16 protein-coding genes and 1 tRNA gene are annotated in these 17,216 nt (G+C 69.1%); 10 read left to right on the top strand and 7 right to left on the bottom strand.

The window, feature by feature from the left end:
* Positions 1–97 precede the first annotated feature (97 nt).
* From A5760_RS23425 to A5760_RS23410, 4 genes are read left to right on the top strand one after another with little or no spacing between them, the layout of a single operon-like run.
* Entirely contained in the window at positions 98–691 is a 594-nt protein-coding gene (locus A5760_RS23425; RefSeq protein ID WP_196772188.1) for a type II secretion system F family protein, read from the top strand.
* 18 nt (positions 692–709) lie between these two features.
* Positions 710–910 carry a DUF4244 domain-containing protein gene (locus A5760_RS23420; RefSeq protein WP_064885260.1) on the top strand — a complete coding sequence of 67 codons (201 nt, stop codon included), beginning with the start codon at positions 710–712 and terminating at the stop codon, positions 908–910.
* 23 nt (positions 911–933) lie between these two features.
* On the top strand, positions 934–1,236 hold the full coding sequence (locus tag A5760_RS23415; RefSeq protein ID WP_196772187.1) for a TadE family type IV pilus minor pilin: 303 nt from the start codon (positions 934–936) through the stop codon (positions 1,234–1,236).
* Entirely contained in the window at positions 1,205–1,567 is a 363-nt protein-coding gene (locus A5760_RS23410) for an Rv3654c family TadE-like protein (protein ID WP_082279588.1), read from the top strand. The genes A5760_RS23415 and A5760_RS23410 overlap by 32 nt, the downstream gene beginning before the upstream one ends.
* Here A5760_RS23410 and A5760_RS23405 read toward each other — a convergent pair.
* Together A5760_RS23405 and A5760_RS23400 are read right to left on the bottom strand one after the other, a co-directional pair.
* Positions 1,564–2,601 (bottom strand): PAS domain-containing protein, encoded by a 1,038-nt coding sequence (locus A5760_RS23405; RefSeq protein ID WP_064885257.1) that lies wholly within the window; start codon positions 2,599–2,601, stop codon positions 1,564–1,566. The two genes, A5760_RS23410 and A5760_RS23405, sit on opposite strands and share 4 nt — an antisense overlap.
* 52 nt (positions 2,602–2,653) lie before the next feature.
* Positions 2,654–5,047 (bottom strand): DEAD/DEAH box helicase, encoded by a 2,394-nt coding sequence (locus tag A5760_RS23400; protein WP_231122722.1) that lies wholly within the window; start codon positions 5,045–5,047, stop codon positions 2,654–2,656.
* A gap of 295 nt (positions 5,048–5,342) precedes the next feature.
* Between A5760_RS23400 and cspA the strand changes: the two genes are divergently transcribed.
* From cspA to topA, 3 genes are all read left to right on the top strand, one after another.
* Complete coding sequence (gene cspA, locus A5760_RS23395) at positions 5,343–5,546, top strand: cold shock protein CspA (RefSeq protein WP_007166602.1); 204 nt, start codon at positions 5,343–5,345, stop codon at positions 5,544–5,546.
* Positions 5,547–5,713: 167 nt separating this feature from the next.
* On the top strand, positions 5,714–6,313 hold the full coding sequence (locus A5760_RS23390) for a hypothetical protein (protein WP_064885255.1): 600 nt from the start codon (positions 5,714–5,716) through the stop codon (positions 6,311–6,313).
* 214 nt (positions 6,314–6,527) lie between these two features.
* A complete protein-coding gene (gene topA / locus A5760_RS23385; protein WP_064885253.1) occupies positions 6,528–9,350 on the top strand; it encodes a type I DNA topoisomerase in 2,823 nt (940 codons plus the stop codon).
* Here the strand turns inward: topA and A5760_RS23380 are convergent, their stop codons facing one another.
* Complete coding sequence (locus tag A5760_RS23380; protein ID WP_064885321.1) at positions 9,351–10,979, bottom strand: adenylate/guanylate cyclase domain-containing protein; 1,629 nt, start codon at positions 10,977–10,979, stop codon at positions 9,351–9,353. It lies immediately after the preceding gene.
* 153 nt (positions 10,980–11,132) lie between these two features.
* On the opposite strand from A5760_RS23380, the gene A5760_RS23375 reads away from it, so the two are divergent.
* On the top strand, positions 11,133–12,341 hold the full coding sequence (locus tag A5760_RS23375) for a DNA polymerase III subunit delta' (protein WP_064885251.1): 1,209 nt from the start codon (positions 11,133–11,135) through the stop codon (positions 12,339–12,341).
* A gap of 110 nt (positions 12,342–12,451) precedes the next feature.
* A tRNA-Thr gene (locus A5760_RS23370) sits at positions 12,452–12,527 on the top strand.
* An 8-nt stretch (positions 12,528–12,535) separates the two neighbouring features.
* On the opposite strand, the gene A5760_RS23365 is transcribed toward A5760_RS23370, so the two are convergent.
* Together A5760_RS23365 and A5760_RS23360 are read right to left on the bottom strand one after the other, a co-directional pair.
* Positions 12,536–13,252, bottom strand: a complete 717-nt coding sequence (locus tag A5760_RS23365; protein ID WP_064885249.1) for a hypothetical protein — start codon at positions 13,250–13,252, stop codon at positions 12,536–12,538.
* A 177-nt stretch (positions 13,253–13,429) separates the two neighbouring features.
* Entirely contained in the window at positions 13,430–15,247 is a 1,818-nt protein-coding gene (locus A5760_RS23360) for a hypothetical protein (protein WP_196772186.1), read from the bottom strand.
* Between A5760_RS23360 and A5760_RS23355 the strand changes: the two genes are divergently transcribed.
* Positions 15,213–16,157, top strand: a complete 945-nt coding sequence (locus A5760_RS23355) for an NAD-dependent epimerase/dehydratase family protein (RefSeq protein WP_155764436.1) — start codon at positions 15,213–15,215, stop codon at positions 16,155–16,157. The two genes, A5760_RS23360 and A5760_RS23355, sit on opposite strands and share 35 nt — an antisense overlap.
* Here the strand turns inward: A5760_RS23355 and A5760_RS23350 are convergent.
* Both A5760_RS23350 and A5760_RS23345 read right to left on the bottom strand, forming a co-directional pair.
* Positions 16,154–16,495, bottom strand: a complete 342-nt coding sequence (locus A5760_RS23350) for a DUF2304 domain-containing protein (RefSeq protein ID WP_064885245.1) — start codon at positions 16,493–16,495, stop codon at positions 16,154–16,156. The two genes, A5760_RS23355 and A5760_RS23350, sit on opposite strands and share 4 nt — an antisense overlap.
* 13 nt (positions 16,496–16,508) lie before the next feature.
* Positions 16,509–17,210: a glycosyltransferase family 2 protein gene (locus A5760_RS23345; RefSeq protein ID WP_064885243.1), complete on the bottom strand. Its 702-nt coding sequence runs from the start codon at positions 17,208–17,210 to the stop codon at positions 16,509–16,511.
* Between the last annotated feature and the right edge of the window lie 6 nt (positions 17,211–17,216).

Raw genomic sequence — 17,216 nt, 5'->3', positions numbered from 1 at the left:
AACCGCGCCGTCGACGATGCGGATCGAAGCGATGAGGAGGAGTGGCGCATGAACCGCGCCGTCGACGATGCAGCGAAGCGATGAGGAGGAGTGGCGCATGAACCTCGTGGCGGTGCTGCTGGCCGTGGCACTGTGGGTCGGCCCCGGTCCCTCGCTGGTGCGCAGCCGCGCCGGGACGCCGATGCCTGGCGGTCGACGGTCGCGGCGCCAGGCACCGTCGCGCGGGCCGGATCCGCTGGCGGTCGCCTCCTGCCTGGACGTGCTGGCCGTGTGCCTGGAGGCGGGCATGGCCGTGTCGACGGCCGCTGCGGCCGCGGCCCCGTCCGCGCCCCCGAAGCTGGCCAGGGTGCTGCGCCGCGCCGCCGACCTGCTCGCGCTCGGTGCCGATCCCGCTGTCGCATGGTCTATTCCACCCGGCCCGCAGAACGCGGCCGATCCGCAGATCGAAGCGCTGCTGCGGTTGGCCAGGCGTTCGGCGTCCTCGGGCGCGGCGCTGGCCGGTGGCGTCACCGAGCTGGCCGAGGAGTCCCGCCACGACGCCGCGCACGCGGCGACCGCCGCGGCCGAGCGGGCCGGCGTGCTGATCGCCGGACCGTTGGGCCTGTGCTTCCTGCCGGCGTTCGTCTGCCTGGGCATCGTCCCGGTGGTGGCCGGCCTGGCCGGCGATGTCTTGCAGTCGGGCCTGCTGTGAAACGAAAGGAAACGATTGATGGTCAACATGTTTCGCGAATTCTCGGCACGCGTGGCCGTGCTGGTGGCCGACGAGTCGGGCATGTCGACGGTCGAGTACGCCATCGGCACCATCGCGGCGGCCGCGTTCGGCGCGGTGCTCTACACCGTCGTCACCGGCGACTCCATCGTCTCGGCGCTGACCAACATCATCGGCCGTGCACTCAACACCAAGGTGTAGCCGGCGATGCCGGTGCCTCCACCGTGGAGGCGGCACTGGGCATCGCCGCGCTCGTGGTGGTGTTGGTGCTGTGCCTGGCCGGTGTCAGCGCGGTGTCGATGCAGGTTCGCTGTGTCGACGCCGCCCGCGAAGCCGCCCGGCTGGCGGCGCGCGGCGACGAGCGCTCCGCGGTGGCCGCCGCGCGCCGGCTGGCGCCCGGTGGCGCGCGAGTCGACCTGCACCGCGACGGCGACTTCCTGGTGGCGACCGTGGTCGCGCATTCGAAGTTGCTGCCCACCATCGACATTGCGGCCAATGCGGTCTCGGCGGCCGAGCCGTCGCGGTGAGCGGGGCTCGGCCACCCTGGTCGCGGCCTGGATGATCGTGGTGCTGCTGACGGCGACCGGCGCCGGCGCGTACCTGGGCTCGGCGGTGGTGGCGCGGCACCGCGCCCAGACGGTCGCCGACCTGGCCGCCTTGGCGGGAGCGGCGCGGCTGGGCTCGGGAACGGATGCGGCCTGCGTCAGCGCCGCGGGCGTGGCACGCCAGATGCGGGTCGACGACATCGGCTGTGCCGTGGACGGTCTCGATGTCATCGTCACCGCGCGGGTGGCCGTGGCGTTCGGCGGCGCGGCGCGGGCCGCCGCGCGGGCGGGGCCGGGGGACAAGTCTTACTAGGGCGCGGCGTCGGGGCTCGGCGACAATCCCGCGGTGGCCAGTTCCTCGTCGGTGGGCAGGCGCAGCGAGACCAGTCCGGCGTACGTATCCGGTTCGAGTTCCACCCGGTTGACGGTGATGTGCACCGGCACCCAATCCCCGTCGTGCGCGGGCATCCGCAACACCCGGCTGGTGGCACCCCCACTGAATTCCCTTGTCATGGTGGACATCAAATCGTGGTCGTCGGGGTGGACCCTGGGCGTGCCCGTCATACTGCTGCGCCAGTCGTAGAAGGGGCAGGGCTCGTCGAGCCATTTCAGCAGGGACCAGGTGTTGAGGTCGATCAGCGCCCTATGCACCCCGGCCTGGGCCAGGCCGCTGAGGATCCGTTGCGCGAGATCGTCGGTCGAAACCTCCGGGCCCTTCAGTTCGGACTGCCAGTTCATCGCCCGCGCCACCAAGTGCTCCCGCCCATCGGGTCCCGGTTCCAGAATCGTGCGTGCGACGAAACCTATCCGGATCGACTCGCCTCGCCAGTCGGTGAGATCCCAGGTGCTGCATAGTGTTTGGTCGGGCTTGGCCTTGACCGCCATGGCCAGGACTTTGGTCTCGTTCGGGTTGAGTTCACGCGACGGGAGGTCTTCGGCGAAGGCCCTGCCGAAGGTGACCTCGACTTCGGGATTCTTCCCGCTGTTGATCAGCGATTCGCGGGTATCGGTGGCCACGCCGAAGGTCAGGTCCCACTTCAGGGGCCCCGGAATCGGCCGCTCGGGCGGCTCGACATCAGCCGGGCCTGTCCAGACATGCACGCCGTGGATGAAGCCGTCGGACATCACCACCGGCTCGGTGCGAATAATGCGGTCACGCTTGGGCGTGATGCTGGTCAGGGCCTGGCCGGTCTGCACCGACTCGGCGATCGCCGTGCGAACCGCGGCCAGAAAGGGACTGCGGCGCAGGAATGTAGTGATGGGGACGAGATTTTTGAGCTGGCGGCCCTGCGCCACCACGGTGGGATCCCCCCCGAGGGTCTCCACGAGCAACCAGTCGTGGGCCATGCGGCCGATTTTACCGGTGCGGCGACGGGTCTAGGGCGGTGCGGGCGAGGCGTCACGAGGCAAATCCAGTGGGTCGACCGTCGAGGGGTCGGTCGTCATCCGCGGAACTGTTCACCCGGGGCCCCAGCGCCAACTCTGCGAGGACCAGCTTCAGCACCAGCACCGCGCCCGCCTTGTCGAGCGGGTCGTTGCCGTTGCCGCACTTGGGGGACTGCACGCACGACGGGCAGCCCCGGGGGCACTCGCATGCTTCGATGGCGGCTGCTGTCGCACCCAGCCAGGTGCGGGCCTGGCGAAAGCCCCGTTCGGCGAATCCCGCGCCGCCCGGGTAACCGTCGTAGACGAAGACGCTGGGCAGGCCAAGGGGATCGGGCCCGACGGCGGTGGACAGCCCGCCGATGTCGCCGCGGTCGCAGCTGGCCACCAGCGGCAGCAGCCCGATCGCCGCGTGCTCGGCGGCGTGCAACGCTCCGGGGATTCGCATCGCCTCAATACCCTTGCGCTGCAATGCATCTTCGGTGATGGTGTACATCACCGCAGTGGTGGCCAGGGTGTGTTCCGGCATGTCCAATTCGATGAAGTCGATCACCTCCCCGGAGAGCCGGCGACGCAGATACCCCACTACCTGATGGGTGACCCTGACCGGCACCAGGCCCAGCGTGACCGGCCCGAACGTCAGGCGCTCGCCGGGTCCGGTGACGGCGATATCGGTGATCTCACGCGCGAACGTCGCGTAACCGGGGTCCTCGGCGTGCACGAAGGCAATGCCTTCCTCGGTGTCCAGGGAGTCCACCACGTAGCTGTCGCCTTGATGCAGGTACACCGCGCCGGGGTGGACGGTGGCCGGCGCCTGACCGGCACCGGCGCTGCCCAGCAGCCTTCCGGTGTCGGCCTCGACGATGACGATCTGGCCGCCCGCCGAGCCCCGGATGTCCACCGCGGCATGGGGTTCCAGGCCGGGCACCGGGAAGTACTTGCCGCTGCGCCGCCGCAGCAGGCCGTCGTCGACCAGGCCGTCGGCCACCTCGGTGGCGTCGAGGGCGCGCACCTCCGCTTCGTCCAGGGGGAGTTCGGTTGCCGCGCACAGCAGCTGCGGGCCCAGGATGTAGGGGTTGGCCGGGTCGATCACGACCCGCTCGACCGGCTTGTCCAGCAGCGCGGCGGGGTTGTGCACCAGATAGGTGTCCAGCGGATCGTCGCGGGCCACCAGCACCACCAGCGCGCCCTGGCCGCGCCGCCCGGACCGCCCGGCCTGCTGCCAGAACGAGGCGACCGTGCCCGGGAAACCGGCGAGCACCACCGCGTCCAGTCCGGCGATGTCCACGCCCAGTTCCAGCGCGTTGGTGGTGGCCAGACCCCGCAGCCGGCCCTCGGCCAGCGCCCGCTCCAAGGCGGTGCGGTCCTCCGAGAGGTAACCGGCCCGGTACGACGCGACCTGTCGGGACAGTTCCGGAGCGATGTCGTCCAACCTGGCCTGGGCGCCCAGCGCGGTCAATTCCGCGGCGCGGCGCGACCGCACGAACGTCAGCGTCTGAGCGCCCTCGGCGATCAGGTCGGCCATCACGCGCGCCGCCTCGGCACCGGCGGAGCGGCGCACCGGCGCCCCGTTCTCGCCGGTCAGGTCGGCCCGCAGCGCGGGCTCCCACAGTGCCACCGTCCGGGCGCCCTGCGGGGAACCGTCCTCGGTGACCTCCTCGACCGGCAGCCCGATGAGTTCGGCGGCCGTCGCGCCCGGTGAATCCGTTGTCGCGCTGGCGAAGATGAAAGTCGGCTGGGAGCCGGGCTGAGCCGAATAGCGGGCGCACAACCGCAACAGGCGGCGCAGCACCATCGCCACGTTGGAGCCGAAAACCCCACGGTAGTAATGACATTCATCGACAATCACGAAACGCAGGCCACGCAACAGGACGGCCCAGCGGGCGTGATTGCGCAGGATCGACAAATGGATCATGTCGGGGTTCGAGAACAACCACCTCGAACGTTCCCGCGCGAAGCGTCGGACCTCGGTCGGGCTGTCGCCGTCGTAGGCGGTCGGCGCGACGTCGTGCAGCCGCGGAATCGCCGCGGTGAGCGCGTGCGCGGCCCGCAATTGGTCGTGGCCCAACGCTTTGGTCGGTGACAGGTAGAGCACCCGGGCCCGCGGATCGGTGGCCAACGCGTTGAGGACCGGGAGCTGGTAGGCCAGTGACTTGCCCGATGCGGTACCGGTGCTGAGCACCACGTGACGGCCCGAGTACGCCAGGTCCGCGGCCGCGAACTGATGCGACCACGGTGATTTGATCCCGCGGTCGGCGAACGCGCCGACCACGTCGGACTCGGCCCAGGCCGGCCAATCGAGCGGCCGGCCGGTGCGCGGTGGCAGTTCGGCGACATGGCGCAGCGGGTGCTCGTCCGGCGCAGTTCCGGCGAGTGCGGCGGCAAGCAGGTCACTGCCGAAACTCGCCATCTAACTCCCTCCGGGATCCGTTGTGAGGTCGGCCTTCGCATCGGCCCTGGAATCGGCCTTCGAATCGGCGCAAGACACAAGTCTGTCGCCGACGCGATGAACATGGTTGACTATTTGCGGTCGCAGCTTCTGTGTTCGTGTCAAACTTTCGCAGGATCGACGTTGCGGCCGCGGTTCCTGCGAGGTTAATCGGTCGGGTGAAGTTCCGGCGACTCCGCGAGGTATGGCGGTCGTGCGAGGCCCGGGGCATCGAAAAGCGATGCCCCGCACCCAGAAGAAAAGGAAAGATCGAGAGATGCCACAGGGAACTGTGAAGTGGTTCAATGCGGAGAAGGGCTTCGGGTTCATCGCCCCCGAAGACGGTTCCGCGGATGTGTTTGTCCACTACACGGAGATCCAGGGTTCGGGCTTCCGCACCCTCGAAGAGAACCAGAAGGTCGAGTTCGAGATCGGCCATAGCCCTAAGGGCCCCCAGGCCACCGGGGTCCGCTCCGTCTAAGACAGAGCAGACCTGAAACGGATGCCCCCCGTGCAGACCCGCCCAGTGGGTCCGGCCGGGGGGTTTCCTCATTTACCGGCGCGACCAGGTGCGCATCCTCGTTGGCCTCGGACGCCGCGCCGATTGCCTCAAGACGCGGATGGGCCCCCTGGCCTACTGTCGGTGGCGTGAGCCAGCTTTCCTTCTTTACAGCGGAGTCGGTGCCGCCCGCGGTCGCCGATCTTTCCGGGGTGCTGGCGGCGTCCGGGCAGATCGTCACCGTGGGTGCCACCGGTGAAAGTCAGGTCGCGGGTGCCCGGCTGTCGGTGGTCGTGGACCAGTCCTGGCGGGCCTCGGCGCTCGCCGACATGATCCGGGAGGCCGGCCTGGTGGCCGAGATCAGCCGGACCGACGAGGACACCCCGCTGGTACGCACGGCGGTGGACCCCTCGCTGAGCACGCTGGCCACCGAATGGACGCGCGGTGCGGTCAAGACCGTGCCGCCGCGCTGGCTGCCCGGGCCGCGCGAGCTGCGGGCGTGGACGTTGGCGGCCGGAAACCCGGAGGGCGAGCATTACCTGCTGGCATTGGACCCGCACGCGCCGGACACGCACTCGCCGCTGGCGTCGGCATTGATGCGCGTCGGCATCGCGCCCACCCTGATCGGCACCCGCGGCGGCCGGCCGGCGTTGCGGATCAGCGGGCGCCGCAGGCTATCGCGCCTGGTAGAGAACGTGGGCGAGCCGCCCGACGGCGCTGAGGCGCTATCGCGGTGGCCGCGCGTCTAGGCTGGCGACAACGCCCGAAATTGTGTCGGCTTTACCTCGTTTTCGCGAGAGTCAGTTTGCGCGGGCCCGCCCAAGGGTGCGAAATTGTCAGGTGCCGCAGGGCGAAGGAACGGTCGCGTACCTGAATTTCACCGGAATTTTCGATGCCGACCTGTCATTCTTCCTGCAGGTGGTCTCGCAGGGGGGACCAATCAGGGATGGAGCGTAAGGGCAGTTGGCTGACCCGAAACTAAAAGACACCGGCGGCGGGCATGGCAGTCGGCGGCGACTCGTGATTGTCGAGTCGCCCACCAAGGCGCGCAAACTGGCCAGCTACCTGGGCTCCAGGTACATCGTCGAGTCGTCGCGCGGTCACATCCGCGACCTGCCCCGGGCCGCTGCCGACGTGCCGGCGAAATTCAAGTCGGAGCCGTGGGCCCGCCTCGGGGTCAACGTCGACGCGGACTTCGAACCGCTGTACATCATCAGCCCCGAGAAGAAGAGCACGGTCACCGAGCTCAAGGGCCTGCTCAAGGATGTCGACGAGCTCTATCTGGCCACGGATGGTGACCGCGAGGGCGAAGCGATCGCCTGGCACCTGCTGGAAACCCTGAAGCCGAACATCCCGGTCAAGCGGATGGTGTTCCACGAGATCACCGAGCCGGCCATCCTCGAGGCGGCCGAGAACCCCCGCGACCTGGACATCGACCTGGTCGACGCGCAGGAAACCCGGCGCATCCTGGACCGCCTGTACGGCTACGAAGTCAGCCCCGTGCTGTGGAAGAAGGTCGCGCCGAAGCTGTCGGCGGGGCGGGTCCAATCGGTGGCCACCCGGATCATCGTGCAGCGCGAGCGCGACCGCATGGCGTTTCGCAGCGCCTCCTACTGGGACATCGTGGCTCAGCTCGATGCCAGCGTGTCCGACCCGCAGGCCTCGCCGCCCACCTTCACCGCCCGCCTGACTGGCGTCGACGGCCTGCGCGTGGCCGCCGGCCGCGACTTCGACTCCCTGGGGCAGCTGCGCAAGGCCAACGAGGTCACCATCCTCGACGAGGTGAGCGCGACGCAGCTGGCAGCCGGCCTGCACGGCGCCCAGCTCAGCGTCGCGTCGGTGGAGGAAAAGCCCTACACCCGGCGCCCCTACGCGCCGTTCATGACCTCGACGCTGCAGCAGGAAGCCGGCCGCAAGTTGCGGTTCTCCTCCGAGCGCACGATGAGCATCGCCCAGCGGCTCTACGAAAACGGCTACATCACCTATATGCGTACGGACTCCACCACGCTGTCGGAGTCGGCGATCAACGCCGCGCGCACCCAGGCCGGCCAGCTCTACGGCGCCGAATACGTGTCCCCGTCGCCGCGCCAGTACACCCGCAAGGTCAAGAACGCCCAGGAGGCCCACGAGGCCATCCGCCCCGCGGGTGAGACCTTTGCGACCCCGGACGCGGTGCGCCGCGAACTCGACGGCGACGAATTCCGCATCTACGAGCTGATCTGGCAGCGCACGGTGGCCTCGCAGATGGCCGACGCCCGCGGAACCACCCTGAGCCTGCGGATCAACGGCCAATCAACGGCGGCCGGGGTCCCAAGAGAAGTCGTGTTCTCGGCCAGCGGTCGCACCATCACATTCGCGGGCTTCTTGAAGGCCTACGTGGAGACGGTGGACGAATTGGCCGGCGGCGAGGCCGACGACGCCGAGAGGCGGCTGCCGCATCTGACCCAGGGCCAGCGGCTGGACGCCATCGAACTCACCCCCGACGGCCACGCCACCAACCCGCCGGCGCGCTACACCGAGGCGTCACTGGTCAAGGCGCTCGAAGAGCTGGGCATCGGCCGCCCGTCGACGTACTCGTCGATCATCAAGACCATCCAGGACCGCGGCTACGTGCACAAGAAGGGCAGCGCGCTGGTGCCGTCCTGGGTGGCGTTCGCCGTAACCGGTTTGCTGGAACAGCATTTCGGCCGCCTCGTCGACTACGACTTCACCGCCGCGATGGAAGACGAGCTCGACGCGATCGCATCGGGACAGGAACGACGCACCGACTGGCTCAACAACTTCTACTTCGGCGGCGAGCACGGGGTGGCCGACTCGGTGGCCCGCTCCGGGGGCCTGAAGAAACTCGTCGGCGTCAACCTGGAAGGCATCGACGCTCGAGAAGTCAACTCCATCAGGCTCTTTGACGACGAGCAGGGCCGGCCGGTCTACGTCCGGGTGGGCAAGAACGGGCCGTATCTGGAACGCATGGTGACCGGCGACGACGGCGAGCCCAAGCCGCAGCGGGCCAACCTCAACGACTCGCTGACGCCCGACGAGCTGACCCTGGAGGTGGCCGAGCAGCTGTTCGCCACGCCGCAGGAGGGTCGCGTGCTGGGGGTGGACCCGGAAACGGGTCACGAGATCGTCGCGAAGGACGGCCGTTACGGGCCATACGTTTCCGAGGTCCTGCCGGAGCCGCCGCCCGACGATGACGACGGCAGCGCCGCGACGGCGAAGAAGGGCAAGAAGCCCACCGGTCCCAAGCCGCGCACCGGTTCGCTGCTGCGCACCATGGACTTGCAGACGGTCACGCTGGAGGACGCGCTGCGGCTGCTTTCGCTGCCCCGGGTGGTCGGCGTCGACCCGGAGTCCAATGAGGAGATCACCGCGCAGAACGGCCGCTACGGCCCATACCTGAAGCGCGGCACCGATTCTCGATCGCTGGCGACCGAGGAGCAGATGTTCGACATCACCCTCGAGGAAGCGCTGAAGATCTATGCCGAGCCCAAACGCCGTGGCAGGCAAGGCGCCGCCGCGCCGCCGCTGCGCGAACTGAGCGCCGATCCGGCGACGGGCAAGCCGATGGTGATCAAGGACGGCCGGTTCGGTCCGTACGTCACCGACGGTGAGACGAACGCCAGCCTGCGCAAGGGCGACGACGTCGCCTCGATCACCGACGAGCGCGCCGCGGAACTGCTGGCCGATCGCCGGGCTCGTGGTCCGGCGAAGCGTCCCGCCAAGAAGACCACCCGCAAGGCCCCGGCCAAGAAGGCCGCCGCCAAAAAGGCCGCCAAGCGCAGTTGATCAGTAGCCCGGGCCGATGGTTTCGCCGGACATCTCCTCGGCGCGAGCCCGAGGGGGCTCCGAGTCGGCCACTCCGGCCAGGTGCACGGGGCGCGCCAGTTGGGTGGGCGCCCGACGGCCCCGCAGCTCGACCACCTCGCCGACGTCCCAGCACAGGGCCTCGGCGTCCAGCGCCCCGCTGACCGCGATGGCCGACGCGAGCACGTGGCCGGGCTCCAGCTTGGCGAGTTCGGTCAACCGGGCGGCCTCGTTGACCGGGTCGCCGATCACCGTGTACTCGAAGCGGGCCTGCGCGCCGATGTGACCGGCGATGGCCCGCCCGGATGACACCCCGATGCCGAACTCCGCCGAACCGATCACCGGCAGCAGCGCGTCGTGCAATTCCCGGGCCGCCGCCAGCGCCCCGCCGGGTGAGTCGGGATGCTCGATCGGCGCGCCGAAGATGGCCAGCGCGGCGTCACCCTGGAACTTGTTGACGAAACCCCCATGCTTACCAACGGTGTCCACGACCACCCGGAAGAACTCGTTGAGCAGGTTGACGACCTCGGCGGGCGGCCGGGTCGAGGCCAGCTGGGTGGAGCCGACCAGGTCGACGAACAGCACCGCGACGTCGCGCTCCTGGCCGCCCAGTTCGGTGCCGCGCTCCAGCGCCCGGCGGGCCACGTCCTCGCCGACGTAGCGGCCGAACAGGTCACGCAGCCGCTGCCGCTCGGACAGGTCGCGCACCATGTCGTTGAAGCCCGCCTGCAGCAGGCCCAATTCGCTGGCGTCGTAGATCTGCATGTGCGCGTTGTAGTTTCCGCGCTGCACCTCCGAGAGCGCCCAGCGCAGCTGGCGCAGCGGGTCGGCGATCGACATGGCCACCAGCAGCGTGCTGACCAGTCCGATGCCCAGCGCCGCCACCGCCAGCAACAGGATGGGCGTGAACAGCTTCTCCGGCGTGGCGTGCAGCAGCGAGGTCTTGTCGGCCACCACCGCCAGCACGATCGCCAGCACCGGCACGGCGGTGGACAGCATCCAGGTCAGGATCTGCCGCAGGATGACGCCGGGCGCCTTGACGTTCTCGGGCACACCGCTGCGCAGGGCGGCCACCGCCACCGGCCGCAACACCCGCTCGGACTGCAGGTAGCCGATGATCGAGGTGGCCGCGGCGCCGAGCCCGGTGGACACCGCGACCACGGGCGCGGCGAATCGGGCCACCGACCAGCTGGCGATGATGAACACCACGCTGCCGATGGCCCAGGCCACGATGCTGATCAGGGTGCGGTAGAACGGCATTCGCAGCGCGCGGCTGCGGGCCAGTTCGGTGGCCGCCGGGTCTGCTTCGGCGAGCATGTTGTCGCGGCGCTGCCACCGGAACACCGGCATCAGCAGCCGCAGCGTCACGGCCAATCCGGTGAGGAAGACGACCACCAGTGCGGTGGCGAAGATCGCCAGGTTCAGGACCGGCAGATCCTGCAACTGGATGCGGTCCTCGGGCGGCAGCGCGTAGCGGAGGAAGCCGAGCACGAACAGGGCGCCGATGATGTCGGCCTGCAGCATGCTGAGCGAGAACAGCGGCCACGGCGTGCGCATCACCCAGCGGACGAATGCGCTGATCCGCCCCGGTAGTGCCGCCGCCGTTGTCACCAACCCACCGTATCGGTCAGCGGCGACGTCCCGGAAACTTAATAACGATGTCGCCAGGGCGCCGGGGCGCCGCGACGACGCCGAAGATCACGGAATGGTCGCGGTACGGTGGCCGGTCGGTATCTGTCGGCACCGCCACTACTGTTACCGGTGATGTCCGGGGTGTTTACGCGGCTGGTAGGCCAGGACGCGGTGACGGCCGAGCTGCTGTCCGCCGCCAGAGCCGCTCGTGGTGACTCAGGCCACAGCGGGGCGGGTGCCGGGACTATGACACATGCGTGGCTGATCACCGGCCCGCCGGGTTCGGGCCGGTCGGTGGCGGCGTTGTGCTTCGCCGCCGCGCTGCAGTGCACGTCCGACGGCGACCCGGGCTGCGGGCGCTGCCATGCGTGCACGACGACCATGGCCGGCACCCACGCCGACGTGCGGCGGGTGATTCCCGAAGGCCTGTCCATCGGCGTCGACGAGATGCGGTCGATCGTGCAGATCGCGTCGCGGCGCCCGGCCACCGGGAACTGGCAGATCGTGGTGATCGAGGACGCGGATCGGCTGACCGAGGGCGCCGCCAACGCCTTGCTGAAGGTGGTCGAGGAACCGCCGCCGTCGACGGTGTTCCTGCTGTGCGCGCCGTCGGTGGATCCCGAGGACATCGCCATCACGCTGCGGTCCCGGTGCCGGCATGTGGCGCTGGTGACGCCGTCGACCGAGGCGATCGCGCGCGTGCTGGTCGACAGCGACGGCCTGAGCCCGGACACGGCGAGCTGGGCGGCGTCGGTCAGCGGCGGCCATGTGGGGCGGGCGCGCCGGCTGGCCACCGACCCCCAGGCCAGGGAGCGCCGCGAGCGGTCGCTGTCGCTGGTGCGCGACGCCGCGACCCCGTCGCGGGCCTACGCCGCCGCCGAGGAGCTGGTGGCCGCGGCCGAGGCCGAGGCCGTAGTGCTGACCGCCGGCCGCGCCGAGGCCGAGACCGAGGAGCTGCGCACCGCCCTGGGCGCCGGCGGCACCGGCAAGGGCACCGCGGGCGCGATGCGCGGTGCGGCCGGGGCGATGAAGGACCTTGAGCGACGGCAGAAGTCGCGGCAGACCCGGGCCTCGCGCGACGCCCTGGACCGCGCGCTGATCGACCTGGCCACCTATTTCCGGGACGCGCTGATGGCCTCCGCCAACGCCGGGGCGGTGCGGGCCAACCATCCGGATATGGCCGAGAAGGTCGCGGCGCTGGCCGCCCACGCCCCGCCCGCGCGGCTGCTGCGCTGCATCGAAGCCGTGCTCGAATGCCGCGAGGCGCTGGCGATCAACGTCAAGCCCAAGTTCGCCGTCGACGCCATGGTCGCCACCATCGGCCAGGAACTGCGCGACTGATCGCCCCGCGACGATGCAGACGGCGTAGCCGTGTGAGGAGGAGCGGGCAATCCTGATTTCGTGGTGCCAGCCCGGCTGCCGTAGACTCGTGCCGCCCGGCGTGCGGGTATGCCGCCTTAGCTCAGTCGGTAGAGCGATTCACTCGTAATGAATAGGTCGGGGGTTCGATTCCCCCAGGCGGCTCCAACAACGAATTAACTGGTGTCCTTGAGAAACGAATAGACCCCCTGCAAGGGAAAGCGGAACGGTGCGTCGATCGTCTTGCGCAGGACGACGCAGGCGAGACTTTCCTGGATGTCTGGATTGGCGGCGACGACCTCGGAGGTGATCTGGCCGGGGATCAGCGGCACCATCATGCTGGTGCTCGACAGCACGGCGAGCAGGATCTCATAGCCATTCGCGGTGGCCAGGTCGTAGAAAAATCCCGGCTGGACATTGTAAAGGCCGTGGTCGACCCAGCCCAGGCACGGCGTCCAGTGGATCATCACGCCCCCTGGGGCGGTGTGGTCGTGAATCGCCTTGTAGCAGTTGGCCTGATTGAAGACATGCTCGGTGGTGCCGTTATTGATGCAGACGTCGAACCTTGTCCCCAGATCGAAGGGCATGTTGAGATCCTGCTGCAGGCGATAACGATTGGGCGGCAGCAGATCGATGGCGTTGTAGCTGCGGTAGTCGAACAAGGCTTTGTAGATCAGCTTGGCGTCGGCGTAGGTCTTGGCCATGCCGTCCGGCGCCGGCTCGGCCAGCAACGTATCGCGCCGTTGCCCTTCGGCGAGAACAAGCGGGATCGCCCGGGCCGCATCAAAGATGGTCTCGGCTTCGCCGAATTCCAGGAGGCTGCCTTGCTGAGGAAGCAGGCCGAGGCGTGACGCCTCCAGCAGGAAGTTGAACTCGACCAGCGTAATTGCCATATGACACTCCCGAGCCGCCGGTGCTCGACTGTAACGCCTTGTCCGATTGAGGCGAGCCGGTACCGCGAATGTTGCGCAGGTGTTTGCTTGCGCGTTGCCCGCTTTCGCTGCACGAGCCTCGCCGAAGCTAACTTCGGCCGAGCGCCCGCGAAGATCGCCAATACGCGCGCGGCCCCGTCAGGCCGGCGCCACGAAGCCCACCGGGCCCGACGCGATGCACAACGCCAGCGCGGTGGTGTTGGCGTGCACGGTGATCGCGTCCCCGGCGCCCGGCAGCCTGGCGAAGACCCGGTTGAGCCCGGGGTGCAGCGGCACCTTGACCTCGGGGCCCTGCGTCATCTTCAACGTCATCGAGCCGTCGCTGTTGGCCAGATAGTTCAGTTCGACGGTCCAGTCGGCGGGCAGCAGCGGGCCGTCGAGGACCAGGCGGGCCGGCTTGTCCGGCTGGGCGAAGTAGCCGCACTGCGGCATCGGCCCGGGCACGATGGTCCGCACCCAGGTGACCCGCGCCTCGATCAGCCGGCCCGACCTGTCGAACATGCGCAATTGCGTTGTCGCGGGCGCGAATTCGGGTCTGTCCCGCAGCAGCGCGAACAGGTGGCTGGCCAGATTCTCCGGTGCGGCCACCCGCTGCAGCACCAACGGGTCGACCTCCTGGTCCAGCAGCGGCGGGTCCGAGGCGGCGTGGGCCGCGGCCAGCGAAGCCCGGGCGTTGCGCAGATAGGGCTGGGCGGGGTTGTCGCGCCAGCTGGTCAGGAACGTCGCGGTCGAGTACAGGCTGCTGGCGGCGAACAACACCGCCAAAACCGCGACCACCGCGGTGCGCTTCGGCGAGGCGTCGAGCCAGCGTGGCGCGGCCTGCCGGTTGGGGGCACACAACGCCACAGCGGCCAGCAGCGCCAGCACCACCACCAGATCCGGCAGGTAGCGCAGCGTCTGTGCGAGTTCCAGCGCGGTCTGCTTCGACGACCTCATCAGATAGATCGGCACCTGGCAGGCGACGGCGTAGCCGACGGCGATCAGCCACACCGGCCCGATGCGCTCCTTGCGCACCAGCGACACCGCCAGGATCGCGGCCAGCACCAGCCAGCCCAGCGCCATCACCGGCGCCGGGGGCGTCGCCCAGGGTGAGGCCGGCGCCCACCGGTCCCAGTGCCACGGCCCGCCGGCCAGCCCCGGCACGATGCCGTGCGTGATCGAGCGCATCAGCAGCCGTCCCGTCATCGGCAGGTCGGAACTCCACCGCTGCTGATTGACCACGGCCAGATACAGCGCGATCCAGGCCGCGGTGAGGGCCAGTGCGGCGATCCACAATCGCAGGCCGGCCCGCCACACGGTCGCCAGCGCCGACCCCAGGCGCCGATCGCCGGTGACGTGGCACAGCAGCGCGGTCACCGCGAACGCGACGAACGGGATCACCGCGGCCTTCTCGAAGAACAGCAGGCCGCCGAAGTAGACCAGCATCCCGGTCACGACGTACCGCTGTTTGCCGGTGCGCACCAGCAGGATGGCGTCGGCGCACACCCAGGCCAGCGCGGCCAGCATCGGCAGCGAGTTCAGCGCCGCCGCCCACCACGCGAATCCGGGCACGGCCAACGGCGTGAACAAGGCGAACGTCAATGGGATCAGCAGCACCGGCCGCCAGCCCAGGATGACGTACAGCGCGCGCAACAACGTCAGCGACGCCAGCAGTTGCAGCACCAGCAGGCTGACCGCCGGCCAGGTCCAGTTCAGCGGCGCCAGCCGGATGATGGTGCCCGCGACCAGAAATGCCCCTGGCATGACGTGCCCGTCGTGGTCGTCGAACAGATACGAGGGCGCGAGCAGGTTGTGGGTGCCGGCCTTGCCGATGAGGATCAGATCGTCCCAGTAGAAGTAGCCACCGAACGCCAGCGCAGCCCGCACCGCCAGCTGCACCGCGATGAGCACGACGGCCGCGGTCGCTATGTATGGTGGGCCGGTGCGTGCACTGGTTACCGGGGCGGCCGGATTCATCGGCTCGACGCTAGTCGACCGTCTGTTAGCCGACGGTCATGCGGTGGTGGGGCTGGACAACTTCGCCTCCGGCCGCGCGACCAACCTCGAGCACCTGGCCGACAATCCGGCACACGTCTTCGTCGAGGCCGACATCGTGACCGCCGACCTGCAGGCCATCCTCGGCGAGCACCGCCCGGAGGTGGTGTTCCACCTGGCGGCCCAGATCGACGTGCGGCACTCGGTGGCCGACCCCCAGTTCGACGCCTCGGTCAACGTCATCGGCACGGTGCGCCTGGCCGAGGCGGCCCGCCGGGCGCAGGTCCGCAAGATCGTGCACACCTCCTCGGGCGGATCCATCTACGGCACCCCGCCGCGGTACCCCACCCCCGAGACCGTGCCGACCGACCCCGCGTCGCCGTACGCCGCGGGCAAGGTGGCGGGCGAGATCTACCTGAACACGTTCCGGCATCTCTACGGCCTGGACTGCTCGCACATCGCCCCGGCGAATGTCTATGGCCCCCGCCAGGATCCGCACGGCGAGGCCGGCGTGGTGGCGATCTTCGCCCAGGCGCTGCTGTCGGGTAAGCCCACCAAGGTCTTCGGGGACGGCAGCAACACCCGCGACTACGTCTTCGTCGACGACGTTGTGGACGCCTTCGTCAGGGCGTCCGGGGATGCCGGCGGCGGGCAGCGCTTCAACATCGGCACCGGCGTCGAAACCTCGGACCGCCAATTGCATTCGGCGGTGGCCGCCGCTGTCGGGGGACCCGACGACCCGGAGTTCGCGCCGCCGCGGCTCGGCGACCTCAAGCGGTCCTGCCTCGACATCGGTTCGGCCGCAGAGGTTTTGGGCTGGAAACCGAAGGTCGAACTATCCGACGGGGTGGCCCGCACGGTGGAATTCTTCCGGCAGGCTCACGCCGGTTAGCCCGCTTCGGGCGCCTGCGCGGAGTCCATTGCCACCGCCCGGGCCAGCCGCGCGTAGCGCAGCTCCAAGTCCTTGAACCGCATGTAGGTGCTGAGCGTAGTGAAGCAGAACGCCATGATCAGCGCGTAGAGCATCAGGTCGGTGCCGCGCCGCACCCCGAACCAGTGCGCCACCACCGTGGTGTCGTCGGGCCGCAGCACGGCGTAGATGCCGGCCAGCACGAACACCACATAACCCACCTTGACCCAGGCGCGGGACCGCGCGTTGCGGCGCGAGCGCAGCAGATAGACCAAGAGCGCGACGATCGATCCGATCAGTAGCACCTGAATCCAGTTCATCTTCCAGCCCTTTTCATCTCGGGAGCCGTCCTCGCAGGAACCCGTCGAAAATGATGTTGACGCCGTTGAGCAGGGGTTGCCCCTTCGACCTCGAGTATGCGGTGTAGAGCACCTCGATCGGCTCTTCGGCGACGCGCCAATGGTTTTCGTCGATCAGCATGATGAATTCGTTGGCGTGGCTCATGCCGCTCATGGTGATGTCCAGGCCGTCGGCGACCTTCTTGTTGAACACCCGCAGCCCATTGTTGGTGTCGGTCAGCCCAAGTCGGCGGCCGCGCCTGCTCAACCGCGCGGCGGTCTGCAGCACGATCCGCTTGACGAACGGCGGCCGGGCACTTTGTGGCGTGCCGAACCGGGTGCCGATGACGACGTCGACATCGCCGGCCCGCAACCGATCGACCATGGTCGCCAGGTCCTTGACGCGGTGCTGGCCGTCGGCGTCGAAGGTGGCGAAGATCTGGGCCCCCGGCTGCCTGCGGGCGTACTCGACGCCGGTCTGGATGGCGGCGCCCTGCCCGAGGTTGATCGGATGCCGCACCAGGTGAGCTCCCGCCCTCAGCGCGATCTCACCGGTGTCGTCGGCGCTGCCGTCGTCCACGCAGACGACATGGTCGAACACCGAGCGCACATCGGCGACCACCTCGCCGATGACAGCTGCTTCGTTGAAGGCGGGAATGACGACCCAGACGACCGAATAATGCGTTTCAGTACCCATCTAAGC

Source organism: Mycobacterium colombiense (assembly GCF_001665835.1).
In the GTDB taxonomy this organism is placed as follows: domain Bacteria; phylum Actinomycetota; class Actinomycetes; order Mycobacteriales; family Mycobacteriaceae; genus Mycobacterium; species Mycobacterium colombiense_A.
The sequence above is the reverse complement of the archived record's forward strand: the minus strand, read 5'-3'. Positions and strand labels throughout refer to the sequence as shown.